Below are 15,090 nucleotides of genomic sequence, written 5' to 3'. Positions count from 1 at the left end.
TACGTACAATTGAGGTTAATACTTTGAACGACATGGTAAAAAATCTGATTCTGTGGCTAATTGTTGCTATTGTACTGGTTTCAGTGTTCAGCAATTTTGGACCACGGCACGCCGATACTCAAAAATTATCCTATAGCCAGTTTCTGAAAGAAGTGGAGCAGGGTAACGTTAATTCAGTGACCATTGAGGACAGTAAAGTCATCAAGGGTATGACGAAAAAGAACCAACGGTTTGTGACTTACATGCCCTTACAGGACGACGCTCTGCTGGGTGAATTGTTAAAAGGCAAGGTCGATGTCAGTGGTCAGGAAAAGCCGCAGGAAAGCTTCCTGGTTCATGTATTCATTAACTGGTTCCCGATGTTTTTGCTAATCGGCGTCTGGTTCTTTTTCATGCGTCAGATGCAAGGCGGGGGTGGGCGCGGCGCCATGTCGTTTGGGCGTTCGCGCGCCCGTCTTTTGGGCGAAGATCAGGTGAAGGTTACATTTGCCGATGTCGCGGGTGTGGATGAGGCAAAGGAAGAAGTGAAGGAGTTGGTTGATTTCTTACGGGATCCAACCAAGTTTCAGAACTTGGGCGGTCGTATTCCCCGAGGCGTTTTGCTGGTCGGTCCTCCGGGAACCGGTAAAACCCTGCTGGCTAAAGCCGTTGCGGGTGAAGCTAAAGTGCCTTTCTTTACCATTTCCGGTTCTGATTTCGTGGAAATGTTTGTGGGCGTGGGTGCCTCCCGGGTACGTGATATGTTTGAGCAGGCTAAAAAACACGCGCCTTGCATCATCTTCATTGACGAGATTGATGCAGTCGGTCGCCATCGTGGCGCCGGATTGGGCGGTGGCCATGATGAACGGGAACAGACCTTAAACCAGTTGCTGGTTGAAATGGATGGGTTTGAAGGCAATGAAGGCGTGATTGTTGTTTCAGCAACCAACCGTCCGGATGTGCTTGATCCAGCCTTGCTTCGCCCAGGCCGTTTTGACCGGCAAGTGGTTGTGCCTCTGCCGGATATCCGTGGGCGTGAACAAATTCTCAAAGTGCATCTGCAAAAAGTCCCATTGGAAAAGCATGTTGAAATCCTGCCGATTGCCCGCGGTACCCCGGGATTCTCTGGTGCCGATCTGGCTAACCTGGTTAATGAAGCCGCATTGTTCGCAGCCCGAGCCAACAAGCGCAAAGTCAGCCTCATTGAATTGGACAAGGCCAAAGACAAGATTATGATGGGCGCTGAACGTCGCTCCATGGTCATGGACGAAAACGAGAAAAAACTCACCGCTTACCATGAAGCAGGCCATGCCATTGTCGGCTTGTCCGTGCCGGAGCATGACCCGGTTTACAAAGTGACCATTATCCCGCGCGGACGTGCATTGGGCGTGACCATGTTCCTGCCAGAACAGGATCGCTACAGCCACAGCAAGCGCCGTCTTGAGAGTCAATTATCGAGTCTCTTTGGTGGCCGGATTGCCGAAGAACTCATCTTTGGAGCGGAAAGCGTGACGACAGGCGCATCGAATGACATCATGCGGGCCACGGAAATCGCGCGCAAGATGGTAACGAGTTGGGGCTTGTCTGATCTGGGTCCTTTAACATTCGGCGAAGAGGAAGGCGAAGTCTTCCTGGGCCGAAGCGTCAGTCAGCGTAAAGAAGTATCCGACAAGACAGCGCAGCATATCGATGAGGAAGTGCGAAAAATCATTGATAGGAACTATGAACGAGCCAGAAGTATTCTGGTTGCATCCATGGATAAACTGCATGTCATGGCCGAAGCCCTGATTAAATATGAAACCATCGATACTCATCAAATCAGTGAAATCATGGCCGGAAAAGAGCCTTCTCCCCCTGAAGATTGGGATGAGACCAAACGAATAGAAAAAAGCCCGCCAGAGGCCGGCGAATCGAATAAACCCATCAATGGTAAAGCGGTTGATCATCCTGCGGGAGAGCATTAATCGGGTGTACCCTTAAAGCGGCCTTGCCGGCCTTAAGGGTACGCTGCTCCTTGTCATTGTATTCCCCTTATTCTGAGAGAAAAGTGAATAACAGCGAGTTTTTAAATTGGCTTAATCATTATGCCAAGACCCATTCCAGTCCTGTTTCTTCCAAACCTCTGATCATGGGTGTGTTAAACGTCACCCCGGATTCGTTTGCCGATGGGGGCCGTTATATTGATCCAGATGCTGCGCTGCAACAGGCTCTGCGCATGGTTTGTGCCGGCGTTGATTTGATTGATTTGGGCGGGGAATCCTCGCAACCCGGTGCCCGGGCGGTGTCAATACAGGAGCAACTGGATCGCGTGCTTCCGGTAATAGAGAAGATCCGTCAGGAAAGTGATATCTGTTTATCAATTGACACCACAAAGGCCGCGGTCATGCGTGCGGCTGTTGGGGCAGGCGCTGATATGATTAATGATATAAAAGCCTTTTCTGAGGAAGGAGCCTTGGCGGCTGCAGCTGAATTAAACGTTCCCGTCTGTTTGATGCACATGAACGGCATACCGGAAACCATGCAGGAAAATCCCTACTACAGTAAAGATGTAGTGGATGAAATTAATGATTTTTTCGTTGACCGCATTGAGCGATGTGTCCAGGCGGGAATTGCACCGCGACACCTGATTCTTGATCCAGGGTTTGGCTTTGGTAAGTCAGTTCAGCATAATTTATGGCTTACCAAACACATCCAGCGTTTTCAACGCCATGGATTACCGTTGTTGCTGGGGGCTTCACGTAAAAGTACCTTGGGTGCGGTTTTGAATAAAGCGGTTGAACAACGATTAATCGGCAGTATTGCTGTGGCAGTTTTTGCCGGATTGCAGGGCGTTGCAATCATCAGAACCCATGATGTGGATGAAACCAATCAGGCTTTGTCGATGATTGACGCCATTGTACAAGCTGAGAATGAGTGAGGTAATAAGGATGAATCAACGCAAATACTTTGGCACAGACGGTATTCGAGGACAAGTTGGACTGTCCAATGTTAACCCTGAGTTCATGCTGAAATTGGGATGGGCTTTAGGACGGGTATTGGGTAATGAGCAGCGTAAAAAAGTCATCATCGGTAAAGATACCCGGGTTTCAGGCTACATGCTTGAATCAGCGCTTGAAGCAGGTCTGGCGGCAGCGGGTGTGGACGTGGCTTTGTTAGGCCCCATGCCTACGCCTGGTATTGCTTACCTGACACAAACCCTGAGAGCGAATGCAGGTATTGTCATCAGTGCCTCCCATAATCTCTTTGAAGACAATGGCATAAAATTCTTCTCGTCTGACGGCAGTAAGTTTCCTGACGCCATGGAGCTTGCGATTGAGGCAGAAATAGAGAAACCGTTACAGATGGCGGCGTCCAAACATCTCGGAAAAGCAAGGCGCATCAATGATGCCGCGGGTCGTTACATCGAATTTTGCAAATCCAGCATCCCTTCCCTAACGCGGTTATCGGGAATTAAACTGGTGGTTGATTGCGCGAATGGCGCTACTTACCACATTGCACCCAATGTGTTCAGTGAACTCGGGGCAGAAGTGATTGCTATCGGCGATGAGCCGGATGGTTTTAATATCAACGCGCATTGCGGCTCGACGTCCCCGGAAATATTACGTCAGCGCGTGATTCAATCACGTGCTGACTTAGGGATCGCTCTGGATGGTGATGGCGATCGCTGCATTATGATCGATGCGGAAGGAAACGTGGTTGATGGGGATCAAATCATATACATCATTGCCCGTGAGCGGCATCAACGCGGTATGCTGCAAGGCGGGGTAGTCGGTACGCAAATGAGCAATTTTGGATTGCAAAAAGCGATTGAGGCCATGGGGGTTCCCTTCCTGCGTGCTAAAGTAGGCGACCGTTATGTGCTGGAGGCACTGAAAGAAAAAGATTGGCGAATCGGTGGGGAGCCCTCAGGGCATATTGTTTGCCTTGACAAAACCACAACCGGGGACGGTATTATTGCCGCCTTGCAGGTGTTAGCCTGCATGGTGAAGCAGGATAAAACCTTAAAAGAGCTCACACAAGGCATTGAACTGCTGCCTCAGACCCTGATTAATATTAAAACCAATGATGCGGGCGAATTGGCGAGGCACCCAGACATTACCCTTCTTGTTGACAATGTTAGCCGGCAGCTGAATAACAATGGACGTGTCCTTTTAAGACCATCCGGGACAGAGCCCCTGCTTCGAGTGATGGTTGAAGGCACCGATGAACAGGAAGTGGCGCGTCACGCCCAATGGTTGCGCGATCAAATCATGTCCTTTGAAAAGACCGCGCATAAAAATCAGCAGTTGCCCTAGGCGGGGCAACTGATTAATTCGCTGCTGGTGGATTGCAGCAGTTGAGAGGAACAAGTGGGTATAAAGAAAAAGCGATGACGATAATCATCCGCTTTTCGTGAAACTAAACGAATCAACTCAGTGATAAATTGAGCAATAAGCTCCACGACCTTGAGAAAACCACGGTGTTTTTGCAGACTATCGTAGCGGGGGTCAGCTAAACAGGCTTGGGTATTCTGGAGTTCATCTCGTTTGTCATCCCCTTCCGCAAGATGAGCTAATTGATGCAAATTCAAGGTAGCCTGCTCCAGTAGTATGGCCTCTCGCGGATGTTTATTTTTCAAACCAGCCTGATGGGTATAGAGAGTGTCAAGCCGCGTATTCAACGAGGAGGACCTGAGCGCACCCGGTTTCTTATCGACAACCGGTACCGCGGGTTTTAAGTTCAGCAAATGATCCCAATCTTTCTCGGGGCTCGGGGCGAGCCGTTGATACGCCTGAAGCACTGCATAGGGATTTATCGGATCAGGGTATTCCAATTCGAAATGGATATCCCGTAACAATTGGGCTGCCTGATAATAATGTCTCTTATCATTAGCCTGGGATTGCAGGACAATAAACAATTGCTGGTACCATTGCTTAAATCCCGGCTCCATCCCCTGAAGCTGCGCTAGAATTTGCTGATGCACGACATCCAGTTTTTGATGGTATTCTATTCCCTGCTTAAGCGGCACGTGCTGAACTACGATGAGGGGATCGTCTTTCTCATGATCGGGTTCAGTCAGTAAGGCTTTCAGTTGCTGCCATTGCAATGGCAGTACGGTTTCCAATTGTTCATGTTCTTCCATTAACGCTTTCGGTAATGGCTGTTTGGCTAATTCTGCCCGCAATTCTTTCCCTCGCTGCTTTAAGTTGATCTTTCGAAGATTCAACGCCATCGTTTGAGCGTCAGATAAGGAGACGTGTTGCATCTTGACTAAATAATCCTTACACAGGCTAATTTGCCTAATCAGTTCCTGAATGCGTATTTTACGGTCAGGGGTTTCCTCTGTTAGCCGTTTAATTTGAGTGGGCGTTAAGTCGAGTTCATTGCCATGAACGATATTATTGTGAGTACGTAGCCGGGTATTTTCCGACAGAAGATGACTGAGCTCCTGAACGAGTTTCAACCCGCTGCCTAATCGAGCGATGTGGTTTGATGCAGCAAGACAGAGCTTATCCAGTTCCTGTTTTAATTCCAGGCTGCTGCATTGTTCACCGGAATAGGATGTATTATAGGATTGGATAAGCTGAATCATTGAACGTTTGACTGAATCTGATGCAGTCTGCCCCTCGTTAGGAGCCTCAGGCAACATAGCCTGGGCATTCCCACGTTTCTTTTCGAGCAAGTCAATGTCTGCTAGCAGCTTATAGCGTTTGAACAAAAGCAAAAGGTAGGCATAATGCTGTTCCATGCTCTTCACGTCCTGGGTGTAATTTTTATTACTGAACCAATTCACCCAGGCTAAAGGATTGAGCTTTGAAGTACTGATGACCTGCTGCCAACTTTTAATATAAAGCAGGTTTTCCTTATCCGGTGCTTCATCAAATAGATACTTAAGATCCCGTTTTATGTCAGTAGAAAGATCAAATTGGTCAATGTCGTTAGTTATCTCACGCAGTGTTTGTCGTGATGCCTCAAGCTCATTACTCAATTGGCTAATCGTGCTTGAAAGGTCCTGATGGGATAAAGAGTCTTTCAAGTGCTGTGAGTAGCGGGTAAATGCCTGGAGATACCGCTCTTGACCGGCAATCTGGGATTGAATATTTTCCAATTCTCCCCGAAGAAGTTCAATGTTTCTATACGAGATCAGATCGATATGCAGTGCTTTCAACTGCTTTTGAATGTCATTAATTCTTAACCAGTTCTTATTAAGGATTAATTTGAGATCATCAAATTTAATGGCATTTAATTCTTTCGTCAGGGTCTCTTCAAGCCTTGAAATCAGGACCTCACGTTCCCTAAGCCCGGTATAAACCGGGAGAGCGAGCAGGGGCTCTTTCTGTGATTGGATTTTGGCATAGACAGAATGGAGTTGCTGATAAGGTTCTTCAAGCTGCTCTTTGAGCTGGCTGGCCTCAAGTTCATGGGCTTTAAGACTCTCATTAATCTGCCTGATTTCACTTTGATTGCTCTTCTGTTCGTCAATGATGGCTGCTCTCGCAGCTTGTTTGTCCGTATTACTTTTCCAGCGCAGCAGAAGCGTCCTGAAATCATTGAGACATAGCCATAACGCATGGGCTTCCTGAGGCAGGGGGCTGCTCTGATTAAATAAATGATCATAATGGACAAATCGATTATAAAGCGAAAAGAAATCTTTAGGCGGTGAGGTAAGAAGTTGGGTGGCCAGGCCTCTGAGTTCCTCTTTCATGCGTTTCTCCTCAATACAAATAAGTCAATCCTTGAGTGCAGCCTGGACTGAAAAGAAGCTCAATTTCTATAATTAACGGAGCGATTCATAAAAATCAAGCAAAATACTAGGATTTCGAGCAACATTAATGTATATTGCCCCGGTTATTAACTGGAGTGGCAATGAGGAAAAAAATTGTAGCCGGGAATTGGAAAATGAATGGTACAGTCAATACCATTACCCAGTTGCTCAAGGACCTCATGCTGCAACTGCCTGAACTACACAGCCAGGCGGAGTGTGCTGTGATGGCGCCCTCCATTTACTTGCCGCTGGTACAAAAACTTCTGCAAAGCAGTACCATTTGCTGGGGTGCGCAAAATGTTTATCCAGCGAATTCAGGCGCTTATACAGGAGAAATATCCAGCACGATGCTTATGGATTACCGATGCCGGTATGTGCTGGTCGGCCATTCGGAAAGAAGGCAGCTTTTCAGGGAAGATGAAAAATTTGTTGCTGATAAATACCACCATGTAAAAGATCATGGTATGATACCCGTTCTTTGCGTGGGCGAGACCCTTGAGGAGCGCCAGCATGGAAAAACAAAAGAAGTTTTAACCCGTCAGCTTTTAGCTGTCGCTGAAAAAGACTCAGCTTGTTTTAGTGATGCAGTCATTGCGTATGAACCCGTATGGGCGATAGGCACAGGCCAGACAGCAAGCCCTGAGCAAGCGCAGGAAATGCACGGGTTTATTCGAGAATTGGTAAGTGAGTTCAGCAAGGAAGACGCAGCTGCGATCCCGTTATTGTATGGCGGAAGTGTGAATGAGAAAAACGCAGCGTCGTTGTTTTCCATGCCGGATGTCGACGGTGGTTTAATTGGTGGTGCATCCCTTAATGCACAACAGTTTGTGGAAATTGTTAAATGTATCAATTAATTTTAATCATTCATGTGCTGGTCGCCATGGTCCTTATCGGATTAGTGTTGATACAGCATGGAAAGGGTGCCGATATTGGTGCTGCTTTTGGTTCAGGCGCATCAAATACTGTGTTCGGCAGCCAGGGTACCGGAGGGTTTCTGTTCAAATTAACCGGCGGATTGGCATTGACATTTTTTGTGACAAGTTTGTCCCTGTCCTATATGGTATCCACGCAATACCAAAAGGCAGAACAACAAGCCATTCCTCAACCAATCAGCGCGCCAAATAACGCGATTCCGGTGCCGGTTGATAGCAGTAAAAACGGAAAAGAATAACTAAATATGCCGAAGTGGTGGAATTGGTAGACACGCCGTCTTGAGGGGGCGGTGGCGTAAGCCGTGCCGGTTCGAGTCCGGCCTTCGGCACCATTTATCCGAGCGATATGAATGATGCTATCACAATACTTGCCAATACTAGTTTTTATTATCATAGCCTTAGCCTTGGGCGTTGCTATGATTACTGCTGCGTCATTGTTTTCAAAACATCAACCCAACTCAGCCAAGAATGCGCCTTATGAGTGCGGTTTCAGCGCGTTTGAAAGTTCTCACATCCCGTTTGATGTAAGATTCTATTTGGTGGCTATACTATTTATTATCTTTGATCTGGAAACTGCTTTCTTCTTCCCTTGGGCCTTGGTATTGCGTGAGATAGGTTGGTTTGGTTTCTCTGCGATGATGATCTTTCTTGGCCTGTTGGTCATTGGCTTTATCTACGAATGGAAGCGGGGCGCTCTTGAATGGGAATGATTATTCATTATCGTTTCCAGGCTGAGGCCTGCGGCGACGTTTTATTAAACCAAGATATATTATTTTAGAGGCTTGCTATGGCTGTTGCAGAATTGCAAAAAACGGGCTTTGTTACGACCTCCGTTGAGAAACTGGTGGGTTGGGCACGCAGCGGTTCAATGTGGCCGATGACGTTTGGATTGGCCTGTTGCGCAGTAGAAATGATGCATGTGGGGGCTGCCCGCTATGATTTAGACCGCTTTGGAATTATTTTCAGACCAAGTCCCCGTCAATCCGACGTCATGATTGTTGCCGGTACCCTGTGCAACAAAATGGCGCCAGCCCTGCGCAAAGTTTATGATCAAATGCCTGAACCACGCTGGGTTATTTCGATGGGCTCATGTGCCAACGGGGGCGGCTATTACCATTATTCCTATTCGGTCGTACGCGGCTGTGATCGCATTGTACCGGTTGATGTGTATGTACCGGGTTGTCCTCCCACCGCTGAAGCGCTTCTTTACGGCATTATCCAGTTACAGAATAAAATCAGGCGTAAACCTGTAATAGAAGCATAAACGAGCACACAGGTATCTATCGATGACTAAACTGACTAGCTTGGCCGAAAAAATAAACACTGAATTGGCTCAATTAATTGACTCAGTCGATGTGGCAACCGATGAGCTTACGATTGAATGCAGTCCTGCCCATATTAAGCAGGTATTGGAGCAACTGAAAGTGCACGAGCATTTTGCATTTGATCAGCTAATCGACGTTTGTGCTGTTGATTATCTCGATTATGGCTCCTATGACTGGGAAACGGAGGCTGCAACGGAAAGCGGTTTTTCCCGGGGTGTGGAAGCACATGAAGCCAAAGCGTTTATCTTTGATAAACCTCGTTTTGCTGTTGTTTATCACCTGCTCTCGACCGTAAAAAATCAACGTGTCCGTGTAAAAGTGTTTCTTGATGAGCGTAATCTGGTCATTCCATCCGCCCATGAACTATGGAAATCAGCAAACTGGTTTGAACGTGAAGCCTACGATTTATATGGCATTCTTTTCTCAGATCACCCTGATTTGAGACGTCTATTGACAGATTACGGTTTTATTGGCCACCCATTCCGTAAGGATTTCCCATTGATCGGTCAGGTTGAAATGCGTTACGACGCCCGTCAACAAAAGGTCGTGTATGAACCGGTTAGCATTGAACCCAGAATCCTGGTGCCCAAGGTAATACGCAATGATAATCGTTATCTTGATAACCATGGAGTGAGCAATGATTGAATTAAAAAATTATACGCTTAACTTTGGTCCCCAGCATCCTGCTGCCCATGGTGTGTTGCGCCTGGTTCTTGAACTTGAGGGGGAGACCATTGTCCGTGCCGATCCGCACATTGGGTTACTGCATCGTGCAACGGAGAAATTGGCTGAATCAAAACCTTACCTGCAAAACATCGGTTACATGGACAGGTTGGATTACGTATCCATGATGTGTAATGAACATGCCTATGTATTGGCCATTGAAAAATTGCTGGGTATTGAAGCCCCTATCCGTGCCCAGTATATCCGTACTCTGTTTGATGAAGTGACGCGAATTCTTAACCATTTGCTTTGGTTAGGTGCCAGTGCACTGGACATCGGTGCAATGACCGTCTTTCTATATTGCTTCCGCGAGCGCGAAGATTTATTTGATTGCTACGAAGCCGTGTCGGGTGCCCGTATGCACGCCAAGTACTACCGCCCTGGGGGTGTTGCCCGTGATCTGCCAGACAGCATGCCGCAATACAAGGCATCGCGTTGGCACAATGAGCGTGAAGTGGAAAAAATGAACGAAAACCGCCAGGGGAGCCTGCTGGATTTTCTCTGGGCCTTTACCGAGCGTTTTCCCAAATGCATCGATGAATACGAAACATTATTAACCGATAACCGGATTTGGAAACAAAGAACGGTGGATATTGGTGTGGTTTCTCCTGAGCAAGCATTGCAGTGGGGATTCACCGGTCCTATGCTGCGTGCTTCAGGTGTTGCCTGGGATTTGCGTAAGAAGCAATCCTATGCTGCCTATGACAAAGTTGATTTTGATATACCGGTTGGTAAAACAGGTGACTGTTATGACCGCTACCTGGTGCGTGTCGAGGAATTAAGGCAATCAAATCGCATTGTTCGTCAATGCATTGAGTGGTTGCGTAAAAATCCTGGTCCAGTGCGTATTCAGGATCATAAAATTACACCGCCACGTCGGGTTGAAATGAAACATGACATGGAAGCGCTGATCCATCACTTTAAACTGTATACCGAGGGGTTCTCGTTGCCGCGGGGTGAAGTGTACAGCGCTGTGGAAGCGCCTAAAGGCGAATTTGGTATTTATTTGGTTTCCGATGGTGCAAACAAACCTTATCGCCTGAAAATCAGGGCGCCTGGTTTTGCCCATCTGGCGGGATATGATGAAATGGTCAGAGGCCACATGTTGGCTGATGGGGTAGCAATCCTTGCCAGTCAGGATATTGTTTTCGGTGAAATCGATCGGTAATGACACTGTCGAATTAAACGTTTTTTTAAGGTTAGAAGCATGTCTGAGAATTCAGCTAAAATACTTTGTCAACTGATATCAGCAGAGCGAATCAGTGAAATCAATGAATGGATAGCGAAATATCCAGCTGATCAAAAGCAATCTGCTGTGATGAGTGCCCTGCGCATCGTTCAGGAGGAACACGGTTATTTGTCGCCTGAATTAATGGATGCGGTTGCCGATTACCTGGATATGCCATCCATTGCCGTTTATGAAGTCGCTACGTTTTATACCATGTATGAACATAAACCCATTGGGCGCCATTTAATCAACGTTTGCACCAATATTTCCTGTAAATTGATGGGATCATCGGAAGTGGTTAATTATTTACAATCCAAACTGGGCATTAAACTCGGTGAAACCACGACGGATGGGCGCTTTACACTTCGCTCGGTTGAATGCCTGGGCGCCTGCGTTAATGCACCGATGATGCAGATTAATAAAGCGTATCACGAGAATTTAAACCCTGAAAAAATTGATCACGTGCTGGAACAGTATCAATAACGATAGAGGTGATTGCCATGGTTGAATTGAATCAAGTCTGTTACCGAACATTCCATCTGCAAGAGCCTTGGACGTTAAAATCATATCTAAGTGTTGGTGGATATAGTGCATGGCGGCGTATTCTGAGTGAAAAAATCCCGCCTCAACAAATTATTGAGGAACTGAAGACATCGTCGTTACGGGGCCGCGGAGGGGCGGGTTTCCCTACGGGTCTTAAGTGGAGCTTTATGAACCGTAATGCACCCGTGCAGAAATACGTGGTGTGCAATTCAGATGAAGGCGAACCGGGCACGTGTAAGGACAGAGAAATTCTGACGAATAATCCCCACCAGTTGATTGAGGGCATGGCCATTGCCGGATACGTCATGGGTGCTACCGTAGGGTATAATTATATCCGCGGTGAATTCTGGTTGCCTTTTGAGCGAACTGAGCAGGCATTGAAAGAAGCCTATGCGGAAGGACTCTTGGGAAAAAACATCCTGGGTAGCGGCGTTGACTTTGATTTGTACAATCATCTTGGGGCTGGTGCATACATTTGTGGTGAAGAAACAGCCTTACTCAATTCGCTGGAGGGCAAAAAGGGCATGCCGCGTTTCAAACCGCCTTTCCCAGCCAATTACGGCCTTTATGGTAAACCCACCACAATTAATAATACGGAAACCTTTGCCTCCGTTCCTCCAATCATTGAAAAAGGTGGCGAGTGGTTCTTAAAACTCGGCAAGCCAAATAATGGCGGTACGAAATGTTTCAGTGTCAGTGGTCATGTCAACAAGCCGGGTAATTTTGAAATTCCACTGGGGACACCCTTTAAAACCCTGCTGGATTTGGCTGGTGGTGTACGAAACGGCAATAAAATCAAAGCGGTTATCCCGGGTGGTTCGTCCATGCGGGTTCTCCCGGGTGATGTCATGATGAGCCTGGATATGGATTATGACAGTATTCAAAAAGCGGGTTCCGGTCTGGGCTCGGGGGCTGTCATTATTATGGACGAAACCACATGCATGGTGGATGCGCTCTACCGTATTTCCGAGTTTTATATGGATGAGTCCTGTGGCCAGTGTACGCCCTGCCGTGAAGGCACCGGATGGATGGTCCGTTTGATTCATCGGATTCGTGAAGGTCATGGTGAGCCAGGTGATATTGAAAAACTGGTCAACGTTGCCAACAAAATTGATGGGCGCACCATCTGTGCATTAGGAGAAGCGGCTGCCTGGCCAGTGCAGAGTTTCGTGAAGCATTTTTATCATGAGTTTGAGTATTTTATTAAGCATAAACGCTCGATCGTCGCAGCATAATTGAGAAGGTTTAGACAATGGCTACCATTGAAATCGACGGGAAAACATTTGAAGTTGAAAATGGCAAAATGATTATTGAAGTGGCGGATGAAGCTGGCATTTATATACCACGCTTCTGTTACCACAAGAAATTATCTGTTGCCGCCAATTGCCGCATGTGCCTGGTTGAGGTAGAAAACGGTCGAAAACCTGTTCCTGCGTGTGCAACGCCGATCACGAACGGTATGAAAGTATTTACCAAATCCGAAGAAGCGATTCGTTCCCAGGAAGCAGTGATGGAGTTTCTGCTCATCAACCACCCGCTGGATTGCCCTATTTGTGATCAGGGTGGAGAGTGTGAGTTGCAGGATATTTCCATGGGGTTTGGACATGACAGTTCCGAATATGAAGAAATCAAACGTTCCGTTGAAGACGATAATTTAGGCCCCTTGATTGCCACCGAAATGACGCGTTGCATTCATTGCACGCGTTGTGTCCGATTTGGCGATGAAGTAGCTGGTTTGCGTGAACTCGGCGCAACCGGGCGTGGGGAAAGGATGCAAATAGGCACTTATGTGCAACACAGCATCCAGTCAGAAGTGTCCGGTAATATCATTGATTTATGCCCGGTAGGTGCATTGACCTCCAAACCGTATCGCTTTACAGCCCGGGCCTGGGAATTAACCCAGCATGATAGCTTGGCGCCTCACGACTGTCTGGGGTCGAATGTGTATTTACATGTTCGCCGTAACCAGGTTATGCGCGCGGTTCCGAAAGAAGATGAAGCTATCAATGAAACCTGGCTGTCCGATCGCGATCGCTTCAGCTATTTAGGACTCAAGAGCGAAATGCGTGCGGGACACCCCATGATTAAAGCCCAGGGGCAATGGCAAACCGTGGATTGGGAAACGGCGCTGAAATTTGTGGCCGAAGGCATAAGTAAAGTTATCAAGCAACATGGTCCGGAGCAATTTGCCGCATTTGCATCACCGTCGTCTACGCTTGAAGAATTCTATCTACTGCAAAAGCTCATGCGGGAGTTGGGCGTCAATAATCTGGATTATCGATTGAGACAAGTCGATTTCCGTGATCAGGATGGCCTGCCGACTACTTGGGAAAATACTTTAAAAATAGCAGACATTGAACATCAACAGGCGATTCTCTTGTTGGGTTGCAATATTCATCGTGAAGTCCCGCTTGCCGGCGTGCGGGTTCGCAAGGCATTTCGCAACGGCGCGAAACTCTTTGCCATTAATCCCGTGGATTATGAGTACAATTTCGATGTTCAGGCAAAAGTGGTCGTCTCACCCCAGGAAATGCCGATGCAATTGGCAAAATTGATTGCTGCTATGGCTGTTGATGTCCAAAAATTACCTGAAAATGTGCAACGTTTAATTGTTGGCCTTGAGATCGACGAGGTCTTTCGTGCCATGGCGGCTGAATTAAGTCAGAATAAAACCGCCATCATCATGGGCGCTCTGTGTGAAAATCACCCGGATGCTGCCTTGCTGCGTACCTTGGTTCATGTGCTTGAAAGCATCAGTGGTTTGCGTGTATTGCGATTAACCACAGGGGCTAATGCAGCCGGGGCAGAACTGGCGGGCATGCTTCCTCACCGCACTACGGCGAGCAAGTCGGTTTCTCAACCCGGTCTTGATGCTCAATCGGCCCTTAATGCCAAACTAAAAGGCTATTTCCTGCTGGGTGTGGAGCCCGGGTTTGATTTTGCCAATCCCTTCAATGCCAGACAATCGATGCTCGCTGCCGAATTCGTTGTTCTCGTCTCCGCTTTTCAACATGAATCGATGTTTGATTATGCCGATGTCATTCTGCCCATGGCTCCCTATGCAGAAACATCAGGGACCTATATTAATGTGGATTATCGCTGGCAAACCGTAAAGGGGGCTTGCAGTCCTTATGAAGAAGCGCGTCCAGCCTGGAAGATATTGAGAGTATTGGGCAATCTTCTGCATTGTCAGAATTTTACCTATGTATCCAGCGATGACATTCTGACCGAAGTGAAATCAATCGTGGGTATGACTGCGGAAGTAAAGTACCAACCCTATTACCCGGAGTCGCTTCCTGCCTATCATCAGCAATTAGTCAGAGTCGGTGAGTGGCCCTTGTATCGATGCGATGCCATTGTACGCAGTGCCCAAGCCTTGCAAAATTGCGCGGCGGCTGAATCCGCCTGCATCCGTGTTCATCCCGATACGGCAAATAGATTGAAATTAGATGAGGTTGCTACTGTATCTCAAGGAGATATTGAGATAACATTGCCGCTCAAACGAGACGAGCGAATAGCACCCGATGTTGTATGGGTAGCCAATGCAATGCCTGAAACAGTTGACCTTGGGCATTCTTTTGCTGCAATCACTATTAAGCGCTAAACAGGTAAGAT

13 protein-coding genes and 1 tRNA gene are annotated in these 15,090 nt (G+C 47.4%); 13 read left to right on the top strand and 1 reads right to left on the bottom strand.

Features of this window, described 5'->3' with window-relative positions; translation table 11 throughout:
- Positions 1-32: 32 nt before the first annotated feature.
- The 3 genes from ftsH (at position 33) to glmM (ending at position 4,274) form a co-directional block, all read left to right on the top strand.
- Complete coding sequence (gene ftsH / locus Lery_RS13150; protein ID WP_058527690.1) at positions 33-1,943, top strand: ATP-dependent zinc metalloprotease FtsH; 1,911 nt, start codon at positions 33-35, stop codon at positions 1,941-1,943.
- An 83-nt stretch (positions 1,944-2,026) separates the two neighbouring features.
- Positions 2,027-2,896, top strand: coding sequence for a dihydropteroate synthase (gene folP / locus Lery_RS13145; RefSeq protein WP_058527689.1), 870 nt, complete (start codon positions 2,027-2,029; stop codon positions 2,894-2,896).
- Between the two features lie 10 nt (positions 2,897-2,906).
- A complete protein-coding gene (gene glmM, locus Lery_RS13140; protein ID WP_058527688.1) occupies positions 2,907-4,274 on the top strand; it encodes a phosphoglucosamine mutase in 1,368 nt (455 codons plus the stop codon).
- Here glmM and Lery_RS13135 read toward each other — a convergent pair.
- Positions 4,271-6,664: a coiled-coil domain-containing protein gene (locus Lery_RS13135; protein WP_058527687.1), complete on the bottom strand. Its 2,394-nt coding sequence runs from the start codon at positions 6,662-6,664 to the stop codon at positions 4,271-4,273. The two genes, glmM and Lery_RS13135, sit on opposite strands and share 4 nt — an antisense overlap.
- Positions 6,665-6,825: 161 nt before the next feature.
- On the opposite strand from Lery_RS13135, the gene tpiA reads away from it, so the two are divergent.
- The 10 genes from tpiA (at position 6,826) to nuoG (ending at position 15,079) form a co-directional block, all read left to right on the top strand.
- Positions 6,826-7,578 carry a triose-phosphate isomerase gene (gene tpiA / locus Lery_RS13130; RefSeq protein WP_058527686.1) on the top strand — a complete coding sequence of 251 codons (753 nt, stop codon included), beginning with the start codon at positions 6,826-6,828 and terminating at the stop codon, positions 7,576-7,578.
- Positions 7,566-7,895 carry a preprotein translocase subunit SecG gene (gene secG, locus Lery_RS13125; RefSeq protein WP_058527685.1) on the top strand — a complete coding sequence of 110 codons (330 nt, stop codon included), beginning with the start codon at positions 7,566-7,568 and terminating at the stop codon, positions 7,893-7,895. The genes tpiA and secG overlap by 13 nt, the downstream gene beginning before the upstream one ends.
- Before the next feature lie 8 nt (positions 7,896-7,903).
- Positions 7,904-7,988: transfer RNA gene (locus tag Lery_RS13120), tRNA-Leu, on the top strand.
- Between the two features lie 21 nt (positions 7,989-8,009).
- Positions 8,010-8,366: an NADH-quinone oxidoreductase subunit A gene (locus tag Lery_RS13115; RefSeq protein WP_058527977.1), complete on the top strand. Its 357-nt coding sequence runs from the start codon at positions 8,010-8,012 to the stop codon at positions 8,364-8,366.
- Positions 8,367-8,443: 77 nt separating this feature from the next.
- Positions 8,444-8,920, top strand: coding sequence for a NuoB/complex I 20 kDa subunit family protein (locus Lery_RS13110; RefSeq protein WP_058527684.1), 477 nt, complete (start codon positions 8,444-8,446; stop codon positions 8,918-8,920).
- A 22-nt stretch (positions 8,921-8,942) separates the two neighbouring features.
- Complete coding sequence (locus Lery_RS13105) at positions 8,943-9,626, top strand: NADH-quinone oxidoreductase subunit C (protein ID WP_058527683.1); 684 nt, start codon at positions 8,943-8,945, stop codon at positions 9,624-9,626.
- Positions 9,619-10,872: an NADH-quinone oxidoreductase subunit D gene (locus Lery_RS13100; RefSeq protein WP_058527682.1), complete on the top strand. Its 1,254-nt coding sequence runs from the start codon at positions 9,619-9,621 to the stop codon at positions 10,870-10,872. Before Lery_RS13105 ends, Lery_RS13100 begins: the two co-directional genes overlap by 8 nt.
- A gap of 39 nt (positions 10,873-10,911) precedes the next feature.
- Positions 10,912-11,415 carry an NADH-quinone oxidoreductase subunit NuoE gene (nuoE, locus tag Lery_RS13095; RefSeq protein ID WP_058527681.1) on the top strand — a complete coding sequence of 168 codons (504 nt, stop codon included), beginning with the start codon at positions 10,912-10,914 and terminating at the stop codon, positions 11,413-11,415.
- Between the two features lie 17 nt (positions 11,416-11,432).
- Positions 11,433-12,710, top strand: a complete 1,278-nt coding sequence (gene nuoF / locus Lery_RS13090) for an NADH-quinone oxidoreductase subunit NuoF (RefSeq protein WP_058527680.1) — start codon at positions 11,433-11,435, stop codon at positions 12,708-12,710.
- Between the two features lie 17 nt (positions 12,711-12,727).
- The gene (nuoG, locus tag Lery_RS13085) at positions 12,728-15,079 is read left to right on the top strand and encodes an NADH-quinone oxidoreductase subunit NuoG (RefSeq protein WP_058527679.1); all 2,352 of its coding nucleotides are present in this window, start codon (positions 12,728-12,730) and stop codon (positions 15,077-15,079) included.
- Positions 15,080-15,090: the final 11 nt, after the last annotated feature.

The sequence above is a fragment of the Legionella erythra genome (genome assembly GCF_001467615.1).
GTDB classification, from domain to species: Bacteria; Pseudomonadota; Gammaproteobacteria; order Legionellales; family Legionellaceae; genus Legionella_C; species Legionella_C erythra.
The sequence above is the reverse complement of the archived record's forward strand: the minus strand, read 5'-3'. Positions and strand labels throughout refer to the sequence as shown.

What these genes read in the sequence shown, in the direction of transcription:
- ftsH (WP_058527690.1), top strand. Translation starts at nt 33, where the DNA reads ATGGTAAAAAATCTGATTCTGTGGCTAATTGTTGCTATTGTACTGGTT.
- glmM (WP_058527688.1), top strand. Translation starts at nt 2,907, where the DNA reads ATGAATCAACGCAAATACTTTGGCACAGACGGTATTCGAGGACAAGTT.
- Lery_RS13135 (WP_058527687.1), bottom strand. Translation starts at nt 6,664, where the DNA reads ATGAAAGAGGAACTCAGAGGCCTGGCCACCCAACTTCTTACCTCACCG.
- tpiA (WP_058527686.1), top strand. Translation starts at nt 6,826, where the DNA reads ATGAGGAAAAAAATTGTAGCCGGGAATTGGAAAATGAATGGTACAGTC.
- secG (WP_058527685.1), top strand. Translation starts at nt 7,566, where the DNA reads ATGTATCAATTAATTTTAATCATTCATGTGCTGGTCGCCATGGTCCTT.
- Lery_RS13115 (WP_058527977.1), top strand. Translation starts at nt 8,010, where the DNA reads ATGCTATCACAATACTTGCCAATACTAGTTTTTATTATCATAGCCTTA.
- Lery_RS13110 (WP_058527684.1), top strand. Translation starts at nt 8,444, where the DNA reads ATGGCTGTTGCAGAATTGCAAAAAACGGGCTTTGTTACGACCTCCGTT.
- Lery_RS13105 (WP_058527683.1), top strand. Translation starts at nt 8,943, where the DNA reads ATGACTAAACTGACTAGCTTGGCCGAAAAAATAAACACTGAATTGGCT.
- Lery_RS13100 (WP_058527682.1), top strand. Translation starts at nt 9,619, where the DNA reads ATGATTGAATTAAAAAATTATACGCTTAACTTTGGTCCCCAGCATCCT.
- nuoE (WP_058527681.1), top strand. Translation starts at nt 10,912, where the DNA reads ATGTCTGAGAATTCAGCTAAAATACTTTGTCAACTGATATCAGCAGAG.
- nuoF (WP_058527680.1), top strand. Translation starts at nt 11,433, where the DNA reads ATGGTTGAATTGAATCAAGTCTGTTACCGAACATTCCATCTGCAAGAG.
- nuoG (WP_058527679.1), top strand. Translation starts at nt 12,728, where the DNA reads ATGGCTACCATTGAAATCGACGGGAAAACATTTGAAGTTGAAAATGGC.